Source organism: Mesobacterium pallidum (assembly GCF_019966535.1).
GTDB classification, from domain to species: domain Bacteria; phylum Pseudomonadota; class Alphaproteobacteria; order Rhodobacterales; family Rhodobacteraceae; genus Mesobacterium; species Mesobacterium pallidum.
Map to the genome: position 1 here is coordinate 36,553 of NZ_JAIMID010000003.1, position 22,082 is coordinate 58,634.

20 protein-coding genes are annotated in these 22,082 nt (G+C 67.2%); 10 read left to right on the forward strand and 10 right to left on the reverse strand.

Annotation, left to right across the window (positions count from 1 at the left end; genetic code table 11):
- The first annotated feature begins 202 nt into the window (after window positions 1-202).
- The 7 genes from MF270_RS05535 to rpmE all read left to right on the forward strand — a co-directional run bounded on the left by MF270_RS05535 (window position 203) and on the right by rpmE (window position 5,462).
- Complete coding sequence (locus MF270_RS05535) at window positions 203-2,125, forward strand: hybrid sensor histidine kinase/response regulator (protein ID WP_238364872.1); 1,923 nt, start codon at window positions 203-205, stop codon at window positions 2,123-2,125.
- A complete protein-coding gene (locus tag MF270_RS05540) occupies window positions 2,122-2,823 on the forward strand; it encodes a response regulator transcription factor (RefSeq protein WP_238364873.1) in 702 nt (233 codons plus the stop codon). Before MF270_RS05535 ends, MF270_RS05540 begins: the two co-directional genes overlap by 4 nt.
- Window positions 2,814-3,284: an NUDIX domain-containing protein gene (locus MF270_RS05545; RefSeq protein WP_238364874.1), complete on the forward strand. Its 471-nt coding sequence runs from the start codon at window positions 2,814-2,816 to the stop codon at window positions 3,282-3,284. The genes MF270_RS05540 and MF270_RS05545 overlap by 10 nt, the downstream gene beginning before the upstream one ends.
- 115 nt (window positions 3,285-3,399) lie before the next feature.
- Window positions 3,400-4,191 (forward strand): tRNA (guanosine(37)-N1)-methyltransferase TrmD, encoded by a 792-nt coding sequence (gene trmD / locus MF270_RS05550; protein WP_238364875.1) that lies wholly within the window; start codon window positions 3,400-3,402, stop codon window positions 4,189-4,191.
- 57 nt (window positions 4,192-4,248) lie between these two features.
- The gene (locus MF270_RS05555; protein WP_238364876.1) at window positions 4,249-4,542 is read left to right on the forward strand and encodes an EthD family reductase; all 294 of its coding nucleotides are present in this window, start codon (window positions 4,249-4,251) and stop codon (window positions 4,540-4,542) included.
- A gap of 300 nt (window positions 4,543-4,842) precedes the next feature.
- Entirely contained in the window at window positions 4,843-5,229 is a 387-nt protein-coding gene (rplS, locus tag MF270_RS05560; protein ID WP_238364877.1) for a 50S ribosomal protein L19, read from the forward strand.
- An 11-nt stretch (window positions 5,230-5,240) separates the two neighbouring features.
- Window positions 5,241-5,462: a 50S ribosomal protein L31 gene (gene rpmE / locus MF270_RS05565; RefSeq protein WP_238364878.1), complete on the forward strand. Its 222-nt coding sequence runs from the start codon at window positions 5,241-5,243 to the stop codon at window positions 5,460-5,462.
- Between the two features lie 337 nt (window positions 5,463-5,799).
- Here the strand turns inward: rpmE and MF270_RS05570 are convergent, their stop codons facing one another.
- From MF270_RS05570 to MF270_RS05595, 6 genes are all read right to left on the reverse strand, one after another.
- The gene (locus MF270_RS05570) at window positions 5,800-7,035 is read right to left on the reverse strand and encodes an acyl-CoA dehydrogenase family protein (protein ID WP_238364879.1); all 1,236 of its coding nucleotides are present in this window, start codon (window positions 7,033-7,035) and stop codon (window positions 5,800-5,802) included.
- A gap of 19 nt (window positions 7,036-7,054) precedes the next feature.
- A complete protein-coding gene (locus tag MF270_RS05575) occupies window positions 7,055-8,686 on the reverse strand; it encodes a long-chain-fatty-acid--CoA ligase (RefSeq protein WP_238364880.1) in 1,632 nt (543 codons plus the stop codon).
- Between the two features lie 125 nt (window positions 8,687-8,811).
- Window positions 8,812-10,347 (reverse strand): ATP-dependent DNA helicase, encoded by a 1,536-nt coding sequence (locus MF270_RS05580; RefSeq protein WP_238364881.1) that lies wholly within the window; start codon window positions 10,345-10,347, stop codon window positions 8,812-8,814.
- Window positions 10,348-10,702: 355 nt separating this feature from the next.
- Window positions 10,703-11,335 carry an acyl-homoserine-lactone synthase gene (locus tag MF270_RS05585; RefSeq protein ID WP_238364882.1) on the reverse strand — a complete coding sequence of 211 codons (633 nt, stop codon included), beginning with the start codon at window positions 11,333-11,335 and terminating at the stop codon, window positions 10,703-10,705.
- Window positions 11,336-11,443: 108 nt separating this feature from the next.
- Window positions 11,444-12,172: a helix-turn-helix transcriptional regulator gene (locus tag MF270_RS05590; RefSeq protein ID WP_238364883.1), complete on the reverse strand. Its 729-nt coding sequence runs from the start codon at window positions 12,170-12,172 to the stop codon at window positions 11,444-11,446.
- Complete coding sequence (locus MF270_RS05595) at window positions 12,102-12,317, reverse strand: hypothetical protein (protein ID WP_238364884.1); 216 nt, start codon at window positions 12,315-12,317, stop codon at window positions 12,102-12,104. The genes MF270_RS05590 and MF270_RS05595 overlap by 71 nt, the downstream gene beginning before the upstream one ends.
- 234 nt (window positions 12,318-12,551) lie before the next feature.
- On the opposite strand from MF270_RS05595, the gene MF270_RS05600 reads away from it, so the two are divergent.
- Window positions 12,552-12,956: a hypothetical protein gene (locus MF270_RS05600; protein WP_238364885.1), complete on the forward strand. Its 405-nt coding sequence runs from the start codon at window positions 12,552-12,554 to the stop codon at window positions 12,954-12,956.
- Between the two features lie 54 nt (window positions 12,957-13,010).
- Here MF270_RS05600 and ccrA read toward each other — a convergent pair whose 3' ends face one another.
- The 4 genes from ccrA to MF270_RS05620 form a co-directional block, all read right to left on the reverse strand.
- A complete protein-coding gene (gene ccrA / locus MF270_RS05605) occupies window positions 13,011-14,300 on the reverse strand; it encodes a crotonyl-CoA carboxylase/reductase (RefSeq protein WP_238364886.1) in 1,290 nt (429 codons plus the stop codon).
- Window positions 14,301-14,456: 156 nt separating this feature from the next.
- Window positions 14,457-16,475, reverse strand: coding sequence for a calcium-binding protein (locus MF270_RS05610; protein WP_238364887.1), 2,019 nt, complete (start codon window positions 16,473-16,475; stop codon window positions 14,457-14,459).
- A 165-nt stretch (window positions 16,476-16,640) separates the two neighbouring features.
- Window positions 16,641-18,125, reverse strand: a complete 1,485-nt coding sequence (locus MF270_RS05615) for a calcium-binding protein (RefSeq protein ID WP_238364888.1) — start codon at window positions 18,123-18,125, stop codon at window positions 16,641-16,643.
- A gap of 87 nt (window positions 18,126-18,212) precedes the next feature.
- Window positions 18,213-19,565 carry a 1-acyl-sn-glycerol-3-phosphate acyltransferase gene (locus MF270_RS05620; RefSeq protein ID WP_238364889.1) on the reverse strand — a complete coding sequence of 451 codons (1,353 nt, stop codon included), beginning with the start codon at window positions 19,563-19,565 and terminating at the stop codon, window positions 18,213-18,215.
- Window positions 19,566-19,815: 250 nt separating this feature from the next.
- On the opposite strand from MF270_RS05620, the gene MF270_RS05625 reads away from it, so the two are divergent.
- Window positions 19,816-21,798, forward strand: coding sequence for a protein meaA (locus MF270_RS05625; RefSeq protein WP_238364890.1), 1,983 nt, complete (start codon window positions 19,816-19,818; stop codon window positions 21,796-21,798).
- Window positions 21,798-22,073: an acylphosphatase gene (locus MF270_RS05630; protein WP_238364891.1), complete on the forward strand. Its 276-nt coding sequence runs from the start codon at window positions 21,798-21,800 to the stop codon at window positions 22,071-22,073. Before MF270_RS05625 ends, MF270_RS05630 begins: the two co-directional genes overlap by 1 nt.
- Window positions 22,074-22,082: the final 9 nt, after the last annotated feature.

The window sequence follows — 22,082 nt, forward strand, 5'->3', positions numbered from 1 at the left end:
GGGCGGGCGCCTCCCTGGGGCACCAAGCGTTGGGGCCCACTTTCGATTGCGACTTTTTCCAGACATTTTCCAAAACCCAACGAATTGTTACAGGCGCGGATTTTTGCGCATGGGACTGCGCCATGGGGCTGGACCCCGGCGGGCTGGCGGGGGAAATATCGCAAGACCGGTGCGACAGGGCGCACCTGCGAGGGGGACACGCATGCCCGAGACGGCGGCAAACAGGGCAGATCTGATGACGGCCGGGCTGAACCTGATCCAGCAGGCCCTGACCATCTACGACAAGTCCCTGCGGCTGGTGCATTCCAACCGCCGCTTTCAGGACATGTTCGACCTGCCCGCCCACCTCGTCACGCCCGGCGCCGAGTTCCGCGACACCATCCACCACCTCGTCACCCGCGGCGAATACGGCGAGGTCGCGGATGTCGCGCAATTCGTGCAGGACCGGGTCGACCAGGCGCTGGACTTCGCCCCCCATTACATGGAGCGCACCCGCGCCAACGGCCGCACGATCAGCGTCGAGGGCGCGCCGCTGCCGCAGGGCGGCTGGGTCGCGGTCTATACCGACATCACCCAGGTCAAACGGCAGGAGGCGATGCTGCGCGGCCGCTCCGAAGAACTGTCGGCCGAGCTGCTGTCCCACGCCGAGGAACTGGCCGCCGCCAACCGCCAGCTCGCCGCGACCAATGCCGCGCTGCAAGAGGCCAAGCGCGAGCTGACCGAGACCGAGGCGCGCATTCGCCTGACGACCGAGATGATGCCGGCCCATATCGCCCATATCGGCGCGGACCGGCGCTACACCTATTCCAACCGGCGGCTCAATACGGTGATGCCGGGCCGGCCGGCGGACATCCTGGGCCGCCACATCTCCGAAGCACTTGGCACCCATGCCTATGCCGTGATCCAGCCGCATCTCGACCGTGCCTTCGGCGGGCAGGCCAGCGTTTTCGAATTCACCGACGAGCTGAGCCAGCGCCGCATCCGCGCGGCCTTTACCCCCGACCGGCGCGAAGGCGGCGACGGCGGGCTCTATATCCTGTCGATGGACGTGACCGAGGAAACCCAGGCCCGCGCCGCGCTGCAACAGACCCGCAAGCGCGAGTTGGCGGCGCAGCTGACCTCCGGGCTGGCGCATGATTTCTCGAACCTTCTGACCATCATCCTTGGCATGCAGGGCCGGCTGCAACGCATGGACCTGCCGGGCGAGGCGAGCGATTTGATCGCCGCCACGCTGAACGCCGCCCGGCGCGGCGGCGTGCTGCTGAACCGCATCGCCGACATGACCGGCACGCGCGACATGGCGCAGGTGCCCTTGGAACTGGGCGATTTCCTTGCCGATCTCGAACTGCTCGCCGGCGCGTCGCTGCCCGAAGGGATCACGCTGACGATCCGAAACGATGCCCCGCCCGGCCCGGTGCTGGCCGATCCGGGGATGTTGCAGGACAGCCTGCTGAACCTCGTGCTGAACGCCCGCGACGCCTGCGGCACTGAGGGACGGATCAAGCTGACCGTCAGCCCGGTGCAGGACACCTGGCTCGACTTCCTCGTGACCGACACCGGCCCCGGCTTTACCCCGCAGGCGCTGGCGCGCGGGCTTGACCCGTTCTTCACCACGAAGGGAGAGGAAGGCTCGGGCCTTGGCCTTGCCATGGTCTACGACATGACCAAGCTGGCGGGCGGAGAGGTCCGGCTGACCAACGGCTATATCGGCGCCCGCGTGACCCTGCGCCTGCCCTACCGTCCGGTCGCGCCGCAGGCCGCCGCCGGCCTTGTGCTGCTGGTCGAGGACAACGCGGACCTGCGCTCGACCGTGCGCGACATGCTGACCGCCATCGGCCACACGGTGATCGAGGCGGGCTCAGTCCCCGAGGCGCAGGCGGTGGCCGAGGGGTTGCCCGATATCGCGCTGATCCTGAGCGACCTGCAACTTGGCCCCGAGACCGGGCTGGTGCTGGCCGAAAGCCCGGCCTGCGCGGGCAAGCCGCTTTATTTCATGACCTCCCTGCCCGCCAGCCATGATCTGCGCCGCTCGGCTGCCGCGCTGGCGCCGGTGATCGCCAAGCCTTTCACCGCCGCGGCGCTCGATGCCTTCCTGCATCCCGGCCAGCCGGAGGCCGCGCAATGACAGCCCCCCTTGTGACCATCCTCGACGACGAACCGGCGATCCGCGAGATCCTGGCCCAGGCGCTGGAAGAGGCAGGCTTTCGCACCATGTCCTTCGGCCGCGCCACGGAATTCGAGGCCGCGCTCAAGGCCGCGACACCCGATGTCTGCCTCGTCGACCTGGGCCTGCCCGACCGCGACGGGCTCAGCCTCGTGCACCGGCTGGCGCTGGAGCAGGGCGCGGCGGTCATCATCATCTCGGGCCGCGCGCAGGTGCAGGACCGGGTCACGGGGCTGGAACTCGGGGCCGATGACTACATCATCAAGCCCTTCGATCCGTCCGAGGTGGTGGCCCGCGTCCGCGCCCGCCTGCGCAAGGGGGCGGACCGAAAGTCGGCGTCCGAGACCGCCCGCTTTGCCGGCTGGACCGCGCATTTCGACCGCTACACGCTCGAGGACGACACCGGCGAAGAGGTGCCGTTCTCCCATGCCGAGGGCCAGGTGCTGCGGCTTTTCCTCGAAAGCCCCAAACGGCTGATCTCGCGCACCCACATGCAGGAAAGCCTTGGCGGTGCTGCGGGCGAAAGCTTTGACCGGGCGATGGATGTGCGCATCTCGCGCCTGCGCACCAAGCTGCGCGAAGACCCCAAGAACCCGGCGCTGATCAAGACGATCTACGGCGCCGGCTACATCTTCCTCGGGGACGTGGCGTGGCACTGACCAAGGCGGACAAGGTGTGCCCGATGGTGGTGCGGCGGCGCGGCGGCGCCTGGCAGGTGCTGGCCTTCCGCCACCCCTCGGCCGGGATCCAGCTGGTCAAGGGCGGGCCGAAGCCGGGCGAGGCCGCGCACGAGGCCGCCATCCGCGAGCTCTACGAGGAAAGCGGCATCGCGCTGCCCCAGCGCCCGCGCGACATCGGCGCCTTCCGCATCGGCGTCCCGGGCGAGGTCTGGCGGCTTTTCGTGGCCGAAGGCCGGGACATGCCCGACGCCTGGGCCTGGCAGACGCTCGACGATCACGGCCATACCTTCCGCTTCTTCTGGCAGAACGTCCACGGCGCCCCCGGCCCCGGCTGGCGCAAGCAGTACCTCGAGGCGCTCTACCGCCTGCGCGACTGGATCGAATACAAGTCCGGCACAACCCCGATCACGCTGCCCCCGGCCCAGCCCCCCGCGATCTGACCCCCTGCTTTCACCATTCCGCAAGTACTCCGGGGGAGTCCGCCCAAGGCGGACGGGGGCAGCGCCCCCTTCTGGACCCTTGCCATCCGCCCCCACGCCGGTCTAATCCCGCCCCATGACCGACGCCCCGAAATCCCACGGCCGCAAGGCCATCCGCCTGTCCGCGAGCCCGCGCGAGCTGATGACCCCCACGCCGTCGCTGCGTGGGGTATGGCGGGCGCAGATCATCACGCTTTTCCCCCAGGCCTTTCCGGGCGTGCTGGGCGAAAGCCTGACCGGCAAGGCGCTGAGCGAGGGGCTCTGGCAGCTCTCGACCATCGACCTGCGCCAGTTCGGCGAGGGCAAGCATCGCAATGTCGACGACACGCCGGCGGGCGGCGGGGCCGGCATGGTGCTGCGCCCCGACGTGATGGGCCGCGCCATCGACCACGCGCTTGGCACCGGGCCGGGACCGCTGGTCTACCTCTCGCCCCGCGGCCGCCGCTTTGACCAGGCCATGGCCCGCGACTGGGCGCAGATGCCGGGCCTTACCATGATCTGCGGCCGGTTCGAGGGGCTCGACCAGCGCGTCATCGACCATTACCGCATCGCCGAAGTCTCGCTTGGCGATTTCGTCCTGACCGGCGGCGAGATCGCGGCCCAGGCGATGATCGACGCCACCGTCCGCCTGCTGCCCGGCGTTCTGGGCAATGCCGACTCGACGGAAGAAGAAAGCTTTTCCGACGGCCTGCTCGAGCATCCGCAGTACACCCGCCCGGCCGAATGGCGCGGCCATGCGATCCCCGAAGTGCTGATGTCGGGCCACCACGGCCGCGTCGCCGATTGGCGCCAGGCCGAAAGCGAACGGCTGACCCGCGAACGCCGCCCCGACCTCTGGGCCGCCCGAATCCCGCCCGGGGACTCCTGAGGCAGGACAGGCCGCCGCGCCCGTGCTAGGCTGCCTGCAGGAGAGAGGGAGGACTACATGAGCGTTACCGTACAGGTCGCCTATCCGCGCGCGGAAGGCACGACATTCGACTTCGACTATTACCTGGGACAGCATTTCGCGCTGGTCGGCGAACATTTCGGGCCCCATATGGAAGGCACGATGGTCACGCGCGGCGCCGAGGACGCGCCCTTCCACGCCATCGCGACGCTGATCTTCGCCGATGACGCCGCCCGTTCGGCCGCGCTGGCCAACTCGGCGCCGGTCGTGGGGGACATCCCGAACTTCACCAATTCCCCGGCGCAGATCCAGCTGGGCGAGGTGATCGGCTGACCCGGCCCGGGCCCGGGGCCCCGTCCCGGGCCGGAAGGGCTTGATCCACGCACGCCTTTCCCCTAAACACCGCGCGTCCGGGGCTCGCCTGAGTCGTCCGGACCCATTTGTCTTTGGCACCCTGGTTTTCTTCGACCGCGGCGGGCAGGGACAGGTGGCGCGGCCGAGGCCGCAATCAAAGACAACGACGGGCCGAACTCCGGCGGGCGGCACATGGCCGGACCCGGAAGAAGACCAGGAGCTCTGGGACCGCGCGACATCTTCACGGGAAAACCGTGAGCAACGATAGGAGTGATCGGCATGGACCTGATCGCACAACTCGAGGCGGAACAGATCGCCTCGCTGGGGAAAGACATCCCCGACTTCAAGCCGGGCGACACCGTGCGCGTCGGCTACAAGGTGACCGAAGGCACCCGGACCCGCGTGCAGGCCTACGAAGGCGTCTGCATCTCGCGCAAGAACGGCAAGGGCATCGCCGGCTCGTTCACGGTCCGCAAGATTTCGTTCGGTGAAGGCGTGGAGCGCGTATTCCCGCTCTACTCGACCAACATCGACTCGATCGAGGTGGTCCGTCGCGGCAAGGTGCGTCGCGCCAAGCTCTACTACCTGCGCTCGCGTCGCGGCAAATCGGCCCGTATCGCCGAGAAGACGAACTACCGTCCGCTGACCAACAAGACCCCGGCCTGAGGAGAGACGAGATGAAAAAGGATATCCATCCCGACTACCACTTCATCGACGTCAAGCTGACCAACGGCGACATCCTGAAGATGCGATCCACCTGGGGCAAGGAAGGCGACACCATGTCGCTTGACATCGACCCGACCGTGCACCCGGCCTGGACCGGTGGCAACTCGCGCCTGCTGGATTCCGGCGGCCGCGTGACGAAGTTCAAGAAGAAATACGAAGGCCTGGGCTTCTGATCGAAGCGCCGGCCCGCCGGTCACGAGACCGGGGACAGAAGAACGCCGCCCTAACCGGGGCGGCGTTTTTCGTTGTCGGACCTGATCCAGCAGAAAGCGCGTACCGCGCATGCCTCGTCAGCGCGCCAAGGCGCGCCGTGTGGGGGCGCTGCCCCCAGGCGCCAAAGGCGCCTCCCCCGAGGTATTTCTGAAACAATGAAGATCAGACGCTCCTGCCCTTCATTGTTTTCCAAATACCTCGGGGAGCGCGAGGGGCAGAGCCCCTCGTTTGAAATCTGCCACGCTTGCGGTGCGAGGGGCCGTCCCCTCGCACCTGTCCTCTTACAAGCCGCCCCGCTCAGGTCTGCGCGTTGGTGTATTTCTTCAACTCGGCGCGCGCGACCTGGCGGCGGTGGACGGCGTCGGGGCCGTCGGCAAAGCGCAGGGTGCGGACGTGGGTCCACATGTGCGCGAGCTTGAAGTCCTGGCTGATCCCGGCTGCGCCGTGCAGTTGCATCGCCTGGTCGATCACCTTGCCGGCCATCAGCGGGGCCACCACCTTGATCTTGGAGATCCAGGGTTGCGCCGCCTTCACCCCCGCGGAATCCATCATCCAGGCTGCCTTGAGGCAGAGCAGGCGGGCCATCTCGATCTCCATCCGGCAATTTGCGATGATGTCGTAATTCGCGCCGAGTTCCGTCAACCGCTTGCCGAAGGCTTCGCGCGACAGGCCTCGGCGGCACATCATCTCGAGCGCGCTTTCGGCCTGGCCGATGGCGCGCATGCAATGGTGGATGCGGCCGGGCCCGAGGCGGCCCTGGGCGACCTCGAAGCCGCGACCTTCCCCGAGGATTACCGCATCGGCCTTCAGGCGCACGTTGGTGAAGCGCATGTGCATGTGGCCGTGGGGCGCGTCGTCATGGCCGAAGACTTCCATCGGGCGCAGGATCTCGACGCCGGGTGTGTCCGCGTCCATGGCGAACATGGTGTGGCGCGCATGCTTGGGCGCCTCCGGGTCGGTGCAGGCCATGACGATGTAGACGCCGCAACGCGGATCGCCGGCGCCTGAGATCCACCATTTCTCGCCGTTCAGCACCCAGTCGTCGCCGTCGCGTTTCGCCTCGAAGCTCAGCTGCGCGGCGTCGGACGAAGCCAGCCCGGGTTCCGTCATCACGTAGGCCGAGCGGATCTCTCCCGCCAGCAGCCGGCCCAGCCAGCGGTCCTTGTGCGCCTCGGTGCCGTAGCGTTCCAGCACCTCCATGTTGCCGGTGTCTGGGGCCGAGCAGTTGAAGACCTCGGCGGCGATGCCGACCTTGCCCATTTCCTCGGCCAGGTAGGCGTATTCCACGGTCGAGAGGCCATAGCCCCGGTCGCTGTCGGTCAGCCAGAAGTTCCACAGGCCGCGTTCCCGCGCCGTGGCTTTCAGCCCGTCAAGGATTTCCAACTGCCGCGGCACGTGCTTGAAGCGGTCGCCGCTGGGATGCGTGCCCACCAGCGCGTGGAATTCGGTGTCCAGCGGCGCGATCTCGTCGGCAACCATTGCACGCACTTTCTCGACAAGCGGGCGCACCCGCTCGGTCATGCCCAGGTCCATGGGTCTTCCTCCCTTGATGTCAGCCCATGTCGGGCAGTTTGTATCCTTCGAACTGCTGGCGCAGGGTCAGTTTCGACACCTTGCCCGTCGCGGTCAGCGGCAGCGCCTCCACGAATTCCAGCGCGTCGGGCAATTGCCAACGGGCGACATGTTCCAGCAGCATCTCGTCCAGCTCGTCCTTGGTCGGCTTGTCCTCGCCGGCCGGCACGACGACCAGCAGCGGGCGTTCGTCCCACTTGGGGTGCGGGATGGCGATGACGGCGCAGCTCGACACCTTCGGATGCGCCATGACGATGTTCTCGAGGTCGATGGACGAGATCCACTCGCCCCCCGACTTGATCAGGTCCTTGGACCGGTCGCGCAGCACGAGGAACCCGTCGGGCGCGATCGTGGCGATGTCGCCGGTGCCGAACCAGCCGTCCGCGTCCATCGCCGCCTCGGTCGCCTCGGCATTCTTGAAATAGCCCGAGATGATGGCGTTGCCGCGTACGAAAAGCTCACCCTGAGATTTTCCGTCATGAGGCAGCGGATTGCCCGCCTCGTCGGTGATCTTGAGGTCGACGCCAAAGACTCGGCGGCCCTGCAGCGACTTCAGCTTCATCTTCTGATCGAAGGGCAGGTCCTCGTGGTATTTCGACAAGAGGCCATGGGTACCGATGGGCGACATCTCGGTCATGCCCCAGGCGTGGCAGACGTTGACGCCCGACTTCTCGAAACTCTCGATCATCGAGCGCGGCGCGGCCGAGCCGCCGACGACCACCTCGGCAAAGCCTTCGGGGTTGCGGCCGCGCTTGGCGATCTCGGCCTGGAGGCCCTGCCAGACGGTCGGCACGCCCCAGGCGGCGGTGACCTTTTCGGCCTCCATCAGGTCCCACAGGCTTGCGCCGTCCAGTTTCGGCCCCGGAAAGATCAGCGCGGCGCCCGTCAGCGGCGCCGAGTAGGGCAGCCCCCAGGCATTGACGTGGAACAGCGGGACAACCGGCAGGATGCGGTTGCCCTCGCGCAGCGAGGTGTGCAGCGTCACCGCCGTCATCAGCGCGTGCAGCACGGTCGAGCGATGGGAATAGAGCGCGCCCTTGGGGTTGCCCGTGGTCCCCGAGGTGTAGCAGAGCGCGGCCGCCGTGTTCTCGTCGAGCTCGGGCCAGTCGTAGGTGGTGGGCTGGCCTTCGAGCAGGTCCTCGTAGCACAGCATGTCGAGCTTGCTGTCCGGCATATGCGCCCGGTCCGTCATCAGCACCAGCTTGAGACCCTTTGGCAGGTGGTCGGCCAGCGCCTCGACCAGCGGGACAAAGGTGGTGTCGAGGAACAGCACCCGGTCCTCGGCATGGTTAACGATGTAGAGGAATTGCTCGGCTGAAAGGCGCGGGTTGATCGTGTGGCAGACCGCCCCGTAACCCGCGATGGCGTAATAAAGCTCCAGATGCCGGTAGCCGTTCCAGGCCAGCGTCGCGACCCGGTCGCCCTGCCCGATCCCCAGCCCCGCCAACCCGTGGGCCAGCTGCGCCACGCGGCCGTAGGTCTCGGCATAGGTGGTGCGGTGGATGTCCCCCTCGGTCCGCACCGACACGATTTCGGCCGGGCCATGGGCCTCGGCGGCAAACCGCAGGATCTCGATGATCGACAGCGGCCGGTGCATCATCTGGCCAAGCATGTGGCGTCCTCCCTCTTCTCCTCGGCCCGACTATGCGCGGGGCATCCGGGCGGAGCAAGCGGATCGGCGGCTGACGTGAGGGCGCGGCGTCACTTTTTCGGGAAAGCGTTCCGCAGTTCGGAAGATCAGATCTCCGTCTCGACCTCGGCCTCGAGCACCAGCGTGGCGGCGGGGGCGACCAGGTCGTCGGTGCGCAGCTCGTAGGTCGGGCGCGACAGGCGGTTGCGCGTGACCCAGATCAGCCGCTCCTGCGCGCGGGTGATAGCGACATAGGCAAGGCGTTTCCACAGCGGCGTGCCCGCCTCGTTCCGCCCGGCGCGCCAGGCGGCGTAAAGATCGGGGGCAAAGACCTGCACATCGGGCCATTGCGAGCCCTGCGCCTTGTGGATCGTGACGGCGGCGCCATGCAGGAAGGTGGCACCCATGCGGGCGGCGAAGGGGATGAAGGGTTCTTCCTCGTCCGGCTTCTCGATCTTGACGATCGAGGCGGCCGAGACGCGCGGATCCTCGGCGCCGATCACGTGCAGGCGCGAAAAGCCGGGCTTGCGGCCAGCGCCCAGGTAGATCACCTGCGCGCCCTTGATCAGGCCCCGCGCCTCGAGGTCGAGCCGCTTCTTGCGGTGCTTGAGCGGCAGTTCGATCCCGTCGCAGATCAGCGGCTCGCCGGGCAACAGTTCGGTTTCCGGCGCGCCATGGACCGCGCGGAAGGCGTTGATCAGGCGGATGCGCGTGGCGTTGCGCCAGACCAGCACGGGGGAGCGCGCCATCAGGTCGACTTCGACCCGCTGGCCCCAGACCACGCGGGAATCGCGGGCGGCGGCCTCTTCGACCATGCGCTCGAAATCCGGGAAATCGACGGCCGGATCGGCGAGGGCATGGGCAAGGTCGAGGATCGGGTTGTCCTCGTCCTGGCGGTGGACGCGGTGCAGCTCCATCCGTGCCTCTGCGGGCAGCTTGTCAAAGACCATGCCGCCGGACTGGTTCACCGGGGCCAACTGGGCCGGATCGCCGAACAGGATCAGGGTCGGGAAGATCTCCTTCAGGTCCTCGAACTGGCGGTCGTCCAGCATCGAGGATTCATCCACAAGCCCGATATCCAGCGGCTCGTCCCGCCGTTTCCATCCGGTGATGAAATCCGACCCGCGCAGGCCGGCTGTGGCCAGCGCGCCGGGGATCGAGCGGTTGGTCTGGAAGAACGCATGGGCGCGGTCCAGCGCCTCCTCGCTCAGCCCCTCGATCTCGGGACGCTCGCCGTTGCCCATGAGCCATTCCGCGATCCGCTCGTACTCGGGGTCGTAGACGGGGGTGTAGATGATCCGGTGGATCGTGGTCGCCGGCACGCCGCGCGTCCGCAACACGAAAGCCGCCTTGTTGGTCGGCGCCAGCACGGCCACGCTGCGGCTGTCCTTCTTCTTGCGGCTCTCGTAATCGCCCGACACGATATCAAGCCCCGCCCCCTCGAGCGCCTTGCACAGCTCGGCCAGCAGCAGCGTCTTGCCCGAGCCCGCCTTGCCGGTCAGCGCCATGACACGGCTGCGCCCGGGCCGCAGGCTGCCGGTCATCCCGTCGTCAAGATCCACGCCCGCCTCGCGCAACATCTCGGTCACGCGGTCATAGGCTTCGGCCTGGTCGTCGGAGAATGTCAGCGCGGGCAAATCCATGCCGCGACCCTACAGCCAGCCCCCGGCACGCACCAGCAGATTGGGGCGCCGATCCGCCCTTCATCTTGCCAGGATTATCCCGGGGAGCGCAGGGTCGGTTGCCGCGCCTTGGGCGCGAGGGGCTGGCCTCTCGCCTGCCTGGCGTGCCGCTCGTTGTCCTGTCGAGACTGCGTGCCCGGGGGCACGCCTGCCTTCGGCGACAGTATTTGGGGAAAAGTGAAAGCAGGGGCGCGCGCCCGTGGACAGGACTGCGGCGCGCACTTCTGAAAGATGATAGCGGGGCGGAAGATCCCCCTTCATCTTGCCGTTAAACTCCGGGGGAGCCCGCCCAGGGGGCGGGTGGGGGCAGCGCCCCCTATTCCGCGGCGATCAAGGCCCGCGGCGCCTCGCGATCCTGGGCGAACCAGGCTGCGGCCGTCTCGGGTGCGATGCCGGCACGGCGGGCGACGCGGGCGCGGTCGGCCTCGGTGAAGGTCCAGAGGCCGATGCTGGTCTTGCCGGCGCCGGCGCCTTCGGCGCCCATCACGTCGGGTTCCGCGCCGATCAGGCGGTAGATGCGGGTCATCGGCGCGTCGAAGACACCAACGAAATGGCGCACGCCGCTGGCCTGCATGAAGACCCCGCCGCCCAGCATCAGCGCCGCCGCCACGCGCGGATGGGCGCCGGGGGCCAGGCAGAAGCGGGTGCATTCCCAGATCAGCGGGCTGCAGATCGTGCCGCCGCCCAGGAGGTGGGTGAAGTGATCGTTGACCATGGTCCGGCCCGTGGTCGGCAAGAGGCGCATGGAGCCGCCGTGGCGGCCATCCGGCGCCTGCCAGATCACGTAGAGCGGCCCCTGCGCGTCGTATTGATCGCGCTCTTCGCCTGCCGCGTTCACATCCACGGCCCAGCCGCGGCGGCGGTGGAACTGATCTGCCCGGTGGCGGAACATCGAGGTGGCAAGGGCGGGGTCGCGGGCCAGGTCGTCCTGGGTCAGAAAGCGCAGCATGATCGGTCTCCATCCGGGGTGATGGAGCGATGAGGTCCGCAAACTGGTAAAGAACGGCCAAGCAACGCGCCGCGACCCGTTAACGCTTTTCGCGCAACGGGGGCGGTTTCAGACCACGATCAGGCCCCGGCTCATGGCGCGGGCCACCGCGTGGGTGGTGTTGAGCGCCCCAAGCTTGAAGCGGGCGCTCTCGATATAGACCCTGAGCGTATGCTCAGAGATCGACAGCGTCTCGGCCACCTGCGCGCGCGAATAGCCGACCGCGAGCAGGGTCATCGTCTCGATCTCGCGCGGCGACAGCGCCTGGGTCGGCTCGGGCTGGCGGTCCGGATCCAGCTCGAGCGCCGCGCGGTTGAAGAAATGCGCGATCAGGATCAGGTCGCGCCGGTTCGCCTCGGTGAAGGCCGCCCAGGCGTCGTCGTCGCAATTCTGGCTGACCGAGAACAGGGCGAACTGCCCGTTCGGCCCGCGCACCGGGACCGAGTAGCCCTGATTGCCGACGCCGTGCTCGATCGCCTCTTTCTGGAAGGCACGGGCGGCGCGGCCCGACCAGTCGAGCCGCTTCCAGTCGACCGGGTGAAAGCGTTGATAACACCCGACAATCACCGGATCGACACGCAGGTATCCTTTCTTGATGTAGCGGTCGAGCCAATCCCGTGAGTAGGTGCCGACGCCGGTCTGTTCCCCCGCCGCGCTGACCCAGTGGTAGATCATGTGCGCGACGCCGTAGTAATCCCGCAGCTCGAGGATGCGGTTCTTCAGATCCTCATGCGACCGGGACGTCTCCAGACGGGAGAGGATGTCCTCCAGCGATGTCGTCGTGCTCGAACAGTCCAAACCCGGCCCCTTGCGACTTGGACGCGATCTCGACAGCTGCCACGATCTTCGTATCATCCAACTGCTCGGCCAGCGCGGTCATATCGTTCTTTTCCGCGAAGGTGCGCAGGTCCGTGAGAACGTCCAGTATCCAGTCATGCGTCATGGCGAGTCTCGTTAGCAGTTGTTAATGAATGGTTAACTCAATCTTAGCACGACCAAGTTTCTTAAGAAATTCGCGAATTCTGTATCCCCAGAAATAGCGAGGGGGTGGTTTTGCAAGCTGCTGATTTGCAAAGGCCCCCGTCACGGCCCGGACCTTTGGGCTACCAAGATGCCGTGATTCGCGCCATGCTGTGCCCGTGGAACCGCGACCCGCCCCGTGCAGAAAGGCCTTCCGATGCAGAGGTTTGCCCATGTCACCGCCCTTGCCCTGTGCCTCGCCGCCCCGCTTGCGGCGCAGGAGAGCCAGGCCGTCCGGTTCGCCGCCGGGAATTTCGGCACCATGGTCACCGGGGCCGTCACCGGCCAGGGTTACGCCGATTACACGCTGGGCGCCCGCGCCGGCCAGGAGATGTTCGCCGAGCTGACCACCGGCGAGACCAACGGCCATGGCAGCGCCTATTTCAACATCCTGCCGCCGGGCAGCGACAACGTGGCGATCTTCATCGGCTCGGTCGAAGGCCGGGTGGCGCGGATCGACCTGCCCGAGGACGGCACTTACACGATCCGGGTCTACCTGATGGGCAACGACGCGGACACCGGCAAGACGGTGAATTTCAACCTCGACCTGTCGATCCAGTAGAAACGGCAAACGGCGCGCCGGGGGCGCGCCGCTGTCATCGCATGACGAAGGGGCTCAGGACCGGCCGGCCTCGAGCGCGTCCTCGAAGGTGCGCAGCCCGGTGCGGGGCGCTTGGACCAGCACGGCCATGTTGCCGGGCTTGTGTTCGTTGCGCAGCATCTTGGTGTGGGCCTGCGGAATCTCGTTCCAGGCAAAGACCTCGGACATGCAGGGGTCCAGCCGTCGCTCGACCATCAGCCGGTTGGCCGAGGCCGCCTGCTTGAGGTTGGCAAAGTGCGAGCCCTGCAGTCGCTTCTGGTGCATCCACATGTAGCGCACGTCGAAGGTGCAGTTGAACCCCGAGGTGCCGGCGCAGATCACGACTATGCCGCCCTTTTTCACAACCAGCGTGGAGACGGGGAAGGTCGCCTCGCCAGGGTGTTCGAAGACCATGTCGACGCTGACGCCCTTGCCGGTGATGTCCCAGATCGCCTTGCCGAACTTGCGCGCCTCCTTGAGCCACTCGTTGTATTCCGGCGAATTGACCGTCGGTAGTTGGCCCCAGCAGTTGAAGTCCTTGCGGTTGATGACCCCCTTGGCGCCCTGCGCCATGACAAAGTCGCGCTTGCTTTCGTCCGAGATCACGCCGATGGCGTTGGCGCCGGCGGTGTTGGCCAGCTGGATCGCGTAGGAGCCGAGGCCGCCCGAGGCGCCCCAGACCAGCACGTTCTGGCCCGGCCGCAGCTCGTGCGGGTGGTGGCCGAACAGCATCCGGTAGGCGGTCGCCAGGGTCAGCGTGTAGCAGGCGCTTTCTTCCCAGGTCAGGTGCTTGGGCCGCGGCATCAGCTGCTGCGCCTGCACCTTGGTGAACTGGGCAAAGCTGCCGTCGCCCGTCTCGTAGCCCCAGATCCGCTGGGTGGGGCTGAACATCGGGTCGCCGCCGTTGCATTCCTCGTCGTCGCCGTCATCCTGGTTGCAGTGGATCACGACCTCGTCGCCGACCTTCCAGGTCTTGACCTTGTCCCCGACCGCCCAGACGATCCCCGAGGCGTCGGAGCCCGCGATGTGATAATCCTGCTTGTGCACGTCGAAGGGGCTGATCGGCTTGCCGAGACCGGCCCAGACGCCGTTGTAGTTGACGCCCGCCGCCATGACGAGAACCAGCACCTCGTGGCTGTCGATCTGCCAGGTGTCGACGACCTCCTGCTGGAAGCTCGTCTCGGGCTCCCCGTGACGCTCGCGACGGATCGCCCAGGCGTACATCTTGGGGGGCACGTAGCCCAGCGGGGGCATCTCGCCCAGTTCATACAGCTCTTTCTCGGGCGCCTCGTAGGGGGCAATGCCGGAATGCGTGTCCAAAGCCATCTTGGGTCTCCTGCCAGAAATGCCGCGATGCAGAATCGCGCTGTTCGTCAGGAGATACCGACGGCTTCGCAATTTTGCAATAGATCAAAGGTCGGATTTTGTAATTTTATAACCGAGCGGATGCAGAAACTTCCGTGCGACTGCAGAGAGACCCGGTCAGGTGAAATCGACCAGTTCGCCCAGCGGCACCTGCTGGCCGTCCGTCAGCACGAGGATGAAGCCGCCAAGGTGGGTGATCTCGTAGCTGAACTGGCCGCTCTCGTTGATCTCGGTCAGGGTCACGTCCAGCGCGGACTGGCCGGTCAGCCGGATGGTGTCCACCTCGCGCTCGTAGTCGAGGATGATGTCTGTGCCTTCGTCCAGGCTGTCGAAAATAAAGACATCCGCCCCGCTGCCGCCGGTCAGAAAGTCGTTCCCGGCATCGCCCATCAACGTGTCATCGTGACCGCCGCCGCGGATCGTGTCGTTGCCGAAGCCGCCGTCGAGCGAGTCGAGCCCCAGCAGGCCGTCGAGCACGTCGTCTCCTTCGTCCCCGACCAGCGTGTCGCGGTTGTCGCCGCCCGACAGCACGTCATCGCCGATCCCGCCCGACAGGTAGTCGTCGCCCCACCAGCCATACAGGCTGTCGCGCCCGTGCTGGCCCAGAAGGGTGTCGTTGCCCGACCCGCCGTCGAGGCTGTCGCCATGGAACCCGCCGGTCAGCGCGTCGGCGCCGATCCCGCCCTGGAGCGTGTCGAAGCCGTTGCCGCCGAACATCGTATCCGCGCCCAGGTGCCCACGCACGAGGTCCGCGTTGTCGCCGCCGAACAGCAGGTCGGCGCCGGATCCGCCGTAGACCGTGTCATTGCCGTCGCCGCCGCTGACGGTGTCGTCATCCGCCCCGCCGGTGATCGCATCCGACCCGCCCTCGCCGTAGACCATGTCGCTGCCGTCCAGGCCGTTGAGGAAATCGCCGCCCGCGCCGCCGTAGAGCGCGTCCGCCCCGCCGCCGCCGCTCACCTCGTCCTTACCGTCCCCGCCATATGCCGTGTCGTTGTCGGCCAGCCCCCAGAGCGTGTCGTCTCCGAAGCCGCCGTAGAGCAGATCCATGCCCGCGTCGCCGTAAAGGATGTCGGTGCCGTGGCCGCCATAGAGCGTATCGTTGCCCAGCTCTCCCGCCAGGTTGTCGGCCCCGTCCCCGCCGTCGAGCAGGTCGGCGCCGATCCCGCCGCGCAGCTGATCGTCGCCCAGCTGGCCGTACAACGTATCGTCGTGGCTTTGGTCCAGGGCATCCACCCCGCCACCGCCGTCGAGCGTGTCCCAACCGCGCCCGCCATACAGCACGTCCGACCCGTCGCCGCCAACGAGACTGTCGGCATGGTCCTCGCCATGAAGGGTATCGTTCTCTCGCCCGCCCTGGAGAGTGTCCTCTCCGTTGTCGCCGTGCAGCTCGTCCTCGCCGGCGCGCCCGGAGATCAGGTCAGCGCCAAGCCGGCCGAACAGCAGGTTGCGGGCGTCGTCGCCCTTGAGCACATCCGCCTGGTTGGTGCCAAAGAACGCCTCGACCCCGATGAAGGTGTAATCGTCGGGGCCCGAGAACCCGCTGCCCGCGGCCAGGTCCACGTCGATCGGCCCCGGCAGCTTGACCGCGTCCACGGCATCCTCGCTGCCTGGCCCCATGTCGATCGCTCCGCCGCCCAACCCCAGCAGGATGACGTCATCGCCGCCATGGGTCTCTACGTCGGTTGGCCCGATGTACCATTCGATCAGGTCGTCGTAGTCGGAAAAGCTGGCCGTGCTGACGCTGTCGGTGTCGAACAGGGCATAGAAGGTGGCCGTGGGGAAATCCGAGAAATCCGGCTCTCCCGGCGGCAGGTCGTCGATCAGCGGTTGCAGCGCCGAGATGTCTGGAATGTCCAGCCCGGTGGCCCGGACCGCCTGGAAGGGCTGGGTCGAGGTCGGGCCGCGGAAGGAATAGGTCAGGCTGGTGACCGATCCGCTGACCTCGTCCCCGTCCAGCAGAAGGTCCGGCCCCGAGAACAGCAGGTGCGTGTTGGCCCGGCTGCCGAATTCGGCCCAGGCGACGGTGCCGCTGTCGAAACCGGGGGTCCAGCTGAAGTCGGGATCGTGAAAGAGCGATGCGATCAGGCGCTGAAAGGTCGTCTCGTAAAGCGGGCCGGTGAACGTGATGGGCATGGGTGGGCCTCCCCCCGGAAATCAGGAAATCAATGTGCTGTCCTGCCGCAACGTTACTGCAAAGTGCGATTCGCGGCAAAATCCGTCGTTTCTGCACGCCGCGCGCGAAAACGGGCGCCCCCAAGGGGGCGCCCGCCTGTCACCGTTGACCTGTCGGGAGGAGGATCAGGCCAGCAGGTCGAAGGTGTTGCCGTCGATCCCGATGTTCAGCGAGGACCAGGCCGCGCCATCGGCGATCACGAACAGGGTGTTGCCGTCGTACATGACCGCGGCATCATCGGTGCCGGCATCGCCGACCCCCATGTCGGACACCATGACCGAGAAGTCGGCCGCAGCCGCACCCGCGCCGGTGAACCACAGCATGTCGCCTTCGCCGGTATCGAAGTCCAGCAGGGTCTCGGTACCCATCCAGCTGGTGCCGTCGTGCGCGAACCGGTCGGCGCCGTCGCCGCCCCAGATGAAGTCATCCTCGGACCCGCCGGTGATCGTGTCATCCCCGTCGTTGCCGTAGATCACGTCGGCCTCGGCCCCGCCATAGATGGCGTCTTTGCCGGACCCGCCGTGCAGCTCGTCCGAACCGGTGCCGCCGACGATCACGTCATCGCCCTCGCCGCCCCAGACGGTGTCTTCGCCGGCGCCGGCCAGGATCACGTCGTCGCCCGCGTCGCCCTCGGCGTAGTCGTTGCCGGTCATGCCGCGGATCTCGTCATTGCCGTTGCCGCCCCAGAGCGCATCGGCCCCGGCGCCACCCCAGGCGCGGTCATCGCCGTCTCCTCCATCGAGCGTGTCATTGCCCGAACCGCCGTAGACGGTGTCATTGTCGGCGCCGCCCCAGGCCATGTCGTCGCCCGAGCCGCTGTAGATCACGTCGCCGTCCGCATCGCCCATCAGCTCGTCGTTGCCGGCAAAGCCGTAGATCGTGTCGTCACCAAGCCCACCGGCAAAGACATTCGCCCCGCCGTCAAGCTGGACGAATTCGGCGGCCAGCTCGGCATGGGCGCCCAGCAGGGCCACGGCCTCGGCGTAGCTCGAGGCTTCGATCTCGCCCGCGGCGGCCGGCAGGATACCGGTGTAGCCGTTTGTACCACCGTCCACTTCGCCGTCGGTGCCTTCGCCGATCCCGTCCGGCACGTCCACGCCGTGCAGCACGATCTCGCGTGCGATCAGCGGCATCAGGTCATCGGCGGTGTATTGCACGCCCGACACCGGGCTGAGGAAGTTGGTCAGGTCGGAAAGGTTGTAGGATTGCACGAAGCTGACCGTGCCATCCGCATTCGCCGTCGGCATGGCGCCCGCCGCGCTGTCCAGCGACAGCAGGATGTCACCGTATTTAGGAAGGCCCTCGAAGACCTCGACCATGCCGTCGCGGTCCGCGTCATCGGCCAGCGTGGGCGTCGTGGCATTGGTCACGTTGCCGTCTTCGTCAAAGGTGCCGTGGATGTGCTGCGCGTGGACCTGGTTTGCGGTCAGCCCCTCGGCCGATACGGCCACGTTCAGGTATTGGGTCCCGTCGTCCTCGGTCGACAGGGCCAGGATCGCGGTGCCCGACACGCCCGAGTTGTTCAGGGCCGTCAGGTCGACGGACCAGAAGCCCTCGGCGCGGCCAAGAAAGGTGTCGAACGAAGTGTAGGATGCGGCCAGATGTGCCATCTTTTCCTCCCGGTTTGGGTTGCGTTGCTCACGAAGCCACGGGCGCCCGGGGGAAGAGTTTCAGGAAAAGTCGAAAAAATGTCGCAATCAGTCCGGCGCGCCGAGATGGGAGATGGACCGGGCGTAGTATTCGAGGATGGCGTGCTCGGTTTCCGTCACCCGGATGATGCCGCCCGCGTCGATCGACACGATCCGCCGCCGCTGCAGGATCTCGAGCGCGGATTCCACCCGGTCGCTGGCCGCGTCGATGGCATGCGGGCGCAGCGCGGCCAGGCGCGTTTCGGCCCGGGCGACCAGCGCGGCGCGGTCCATGGGCGCGTGATCCAGCAGGATGCGCGCGACCAGCGGCACCGACACGACCGGGATCACCGCGCCGATGCGCCGCGCCAGCTCGCGCGCGAGGTCGCGGGTCGGGTCGCCCTCGGTCCGGCCCGCGACGAAATCGGCCAGCGACAGCGGCGCGCCAAAGCTGACGGCGGCGGTGCCGAAGCGGCGGTAGCGCCCGGTCATCCAGCGCAGGATCAACCGCAACAGGTTCAGGAAGACCACGCTGATCCGCGCCCGAAACCGCCGTTCGCCCGCCTTGCCGGCGGTGATGAGGATGCGATCCTCGAGCACGCGGTCGTAGTTCAGCCCCACGGGGACAAAGACCACGTCCCGCAGCGTCGGATCGAACCCGTCGGTGATGTACTTGAGCAGCCCCAGCTTGGGCGGCGCCATCGCCCCGTCCAGGCTGAGCCCGCCTTCGGGGTAGATCGCCTGCGTGACGCCATTGTCGGTGACCATCCGCACGAACCGCGCCAGCACCTTGCGATAAAGGTCATTGCGCGACCGGCGCCGGATGAAGTAGCCGCCCAGCGCCCGGATCAGCCAGCTCAGCGGCCAGACCCGCGCCCATTCGCCCACCGCGTAGGCCAGCGCGCTGCGTTGCGCGGCCAGGTACGTGACCAACACGTAATCCATGTTGGAGCGGTGGTTCATGACGAAGATCACCGTCGCCTCGGGATCGACCCCGTCCAGCGGCTCGGGGTCGTCGTTGACGCGCACGGTGTAAAACGCCCGGCTCAGCAGCCGCGCCGCCCGCGTGGCGACGCCAAAGTAGAGCATCGTGGAAAACGACGGCACGATCTCGCGCGCATAGCGTTTCGCGGTCTCGAAGGCGACGGCCTCGGGGATGCCCTCGGCCCGCGCATGGGCGACGATGGCGCGGTTGACCTCGGGGTCGTAGACCAGCCGCTGGATCATGTCGTGCCGCCCCAGCAGCTTGAACGGCTGGATGGGACGTTGCAGGCGCCGGTTCAGCCGCCGCACGGCGCGCTCCATCCGTTTGCGGAAGAACCAGCGCACCGAGGGGAACAGGAAATGCGACGCGAATGTCACTGCCGCGAAAAGCAGAATCAGGACGAAGGCCCAAAGCGGCAGGGTGACTGGCATGGTCATGGCGGCACCATTTCAGATGCCCAAACCTTGGGCAATCCCCTGAGCGCAGGGCGTTTTCCGCCGCGGGCAGCCTTGCCTCTCCGGCCCCGGCCGCCCTGCGACCCAAGCCCTATTTGGGAATCGCCCGGTGCCGCGTATGCTCTGCCGCAACGCAGCGAATTGACACTTGCGCAAAATTTCGCGTATCACGCCATTCAAGCAAGATTGTTGCGCAACCGATTCAGCCAGAATCCAGCCGGAGCCTTGAGCGATGACCGACACGACCCAGACCCCGACCAGCCCCAGGGACAAGCCCTGGCTGATCCGCACCTATGCCGGCCATTCCACCGCCACCGCGTCCAACGCGCTGTACCGGGCGAACCTGGCCAAGGGGCAGACGGGCCTGTCGGTCGCCTTCGACCTGCCGACGCAGACCGGCTATGACAGCGACCACATCCTGGCGCGGGGCGAGGTCGGCAAGGTCGGCGTGCCGGTCTGCCACCTTGGCGACATGCGCACGCTGTTTGACCAGATCCCGCTCGAGCAGATGAACACCTCGATGACCATCAACGCGACGGCGCCCTGGCTTCTGGCGCTCTATATCGCGGTGGCCGAGGAGCAGGGCGCGGACATCACCCAGCTGCAAGGCACGGTGCAGAACGACCTGATCAAGGAATACCTCAGCCGCGGGACGTATATTTGCCCGCCCAAGCCGTCGCTCAAGATGATCGGGGACGTGGCCGAGTATTGCTATACCCACGTGCCCAAGTGGAACCCGATGAACGTCTGTTCCTACCACCTGCAAGAGGCCGGCGCGACGCCCGAGCAGGAGCTGGCCTTTGCCCTCGCCACCGCCATCGCCGTGCTGGACGAGCTGAAGACGCGCGTTCCGGCGGAAGATTTTCCGCAGCTTTGCGGCCGCATCTCCTTCTTCGTCAACGCCGGCATCCGGTTCGTCACCGAGATGTGCAAGATGCGCGCCTTCGTGGACCTTTGGGACGAGATCCTGGCTGACCGCTACGGTGTGACCGACCCCAAGTACCGCCGCTTCCGCTATGGCGTGCAGGTGAACTCGCTGGGCCTGACCGAGCAGCAGCCCGAGAACAACGTCTACCGTATTCTCATTGAAATGCTCGCCGTGACCCTGTCGAAAAAGGCCCGCGCCCGCGCCGTGCAGCTGCCCGCCTGGAACGAGGCGCTTGGCCTGCCCCGCCCCTGGGACCAGCAATGGTCCATGCGGATGCAGCAGATCATGGCCTATGAAACGGACCTCTTGGAATACGACGACCTCTTCGACGGCAACCCGGCCGTGGACGCCAAGGTTGAGGCGCTGAAGGACGGCGCCCGGTCCGAGTTGGCGAACATCGCGGCGATGGACGGGGCCATCGGCGCCATCGACTACATGAAAAGCCGGCTGGTGGACAGCAACGCCGCCCGCCTCGGCCGGATCGAGCGCAACGAGACCGTCGTGGTCGGCGTCAACAAGTGGACCCAGGGCGAGCCCTCGCCGCTGGTGGGCGAGGATGGCGGCATCATGGTCGTCGACCCCGCCGTCGAGGCCGAGCAGATTGGCCGGTTGAACGCCTGGCGGGCCGAGCGTGACGAGGCCGCCGTGAAACAGGCGCTGACCGACCTGCGCGCGGCGGCCAGCACCGGCAAGAACGTCATGCCCGCCTCGATCGCCTGCGCCAAGGCTGGCGTGACGACCGGCGAATGGGCCACGCAGATGCGCAATGTCCATGGCGAATACCGCGGCCCCACGGGCGTCAGCCGCGCCGTCAGCAACCAGACCGAGGGGCTCGAGGACCTGCGCGCCGCCGTGGACGCGGTCAGCGACCGGCTGGGCAAGCGCCTGCGGTTCCTCGTCGGCAAGCCCGGACTCGACGGCCATTCCAACGGGGCCGAACAGATCGCCTTCCGCGCCCGCGACTGCGGGATGGAGATCGACTACGAGGGCATCCGCCTGACCCCGGAGCAGATCGTGGAGGCCGCCAAGGACGGCGCCCATGTGATCGGGTTGTCGATCCTGTCGGGCAGCCACCTGCCGCTGGTCGAGGACGTGATGACCCGTCTGCGCGCCGAGGGGCTGGGCGACCGCCCGGTGATCGTCGGCGGCATCATCCCGGACGAGGACGCGCGCCGCCTGCGCGCCATGGGCGTCGCCCGCGTCTACACCCCCAAGGATTTCGAGCTGAACACCATCATGAAGGACATCGTGACGCTGGCCGATCCCGCCGCCGTCGCGGCCGAGTGATGCGCATCGTCGCGCGCCACCTGCGGATCACCGGCCACGTCCAGGGCGTGGCCTACCGCGCCTGGACGCGCGGCCGGGCCGCACAGCTTGGGGTGGCCGGCTGGGTGCGCAACGAAGAGGTCGGCTCGGTCGCGGCGCATCTCGAAGGGCCGGAGGCGGCGGTCGAGGCGCTCGTCACCGAATGCTGGTCCGGCCCCGGCCCGGCCGAGGTGCGCGACGTGCAATCGACCAAGGCCGAGCCCGAGGGCTTCGAAGGGTTCGAGATCCGCCGCTAGGGGCGCGGT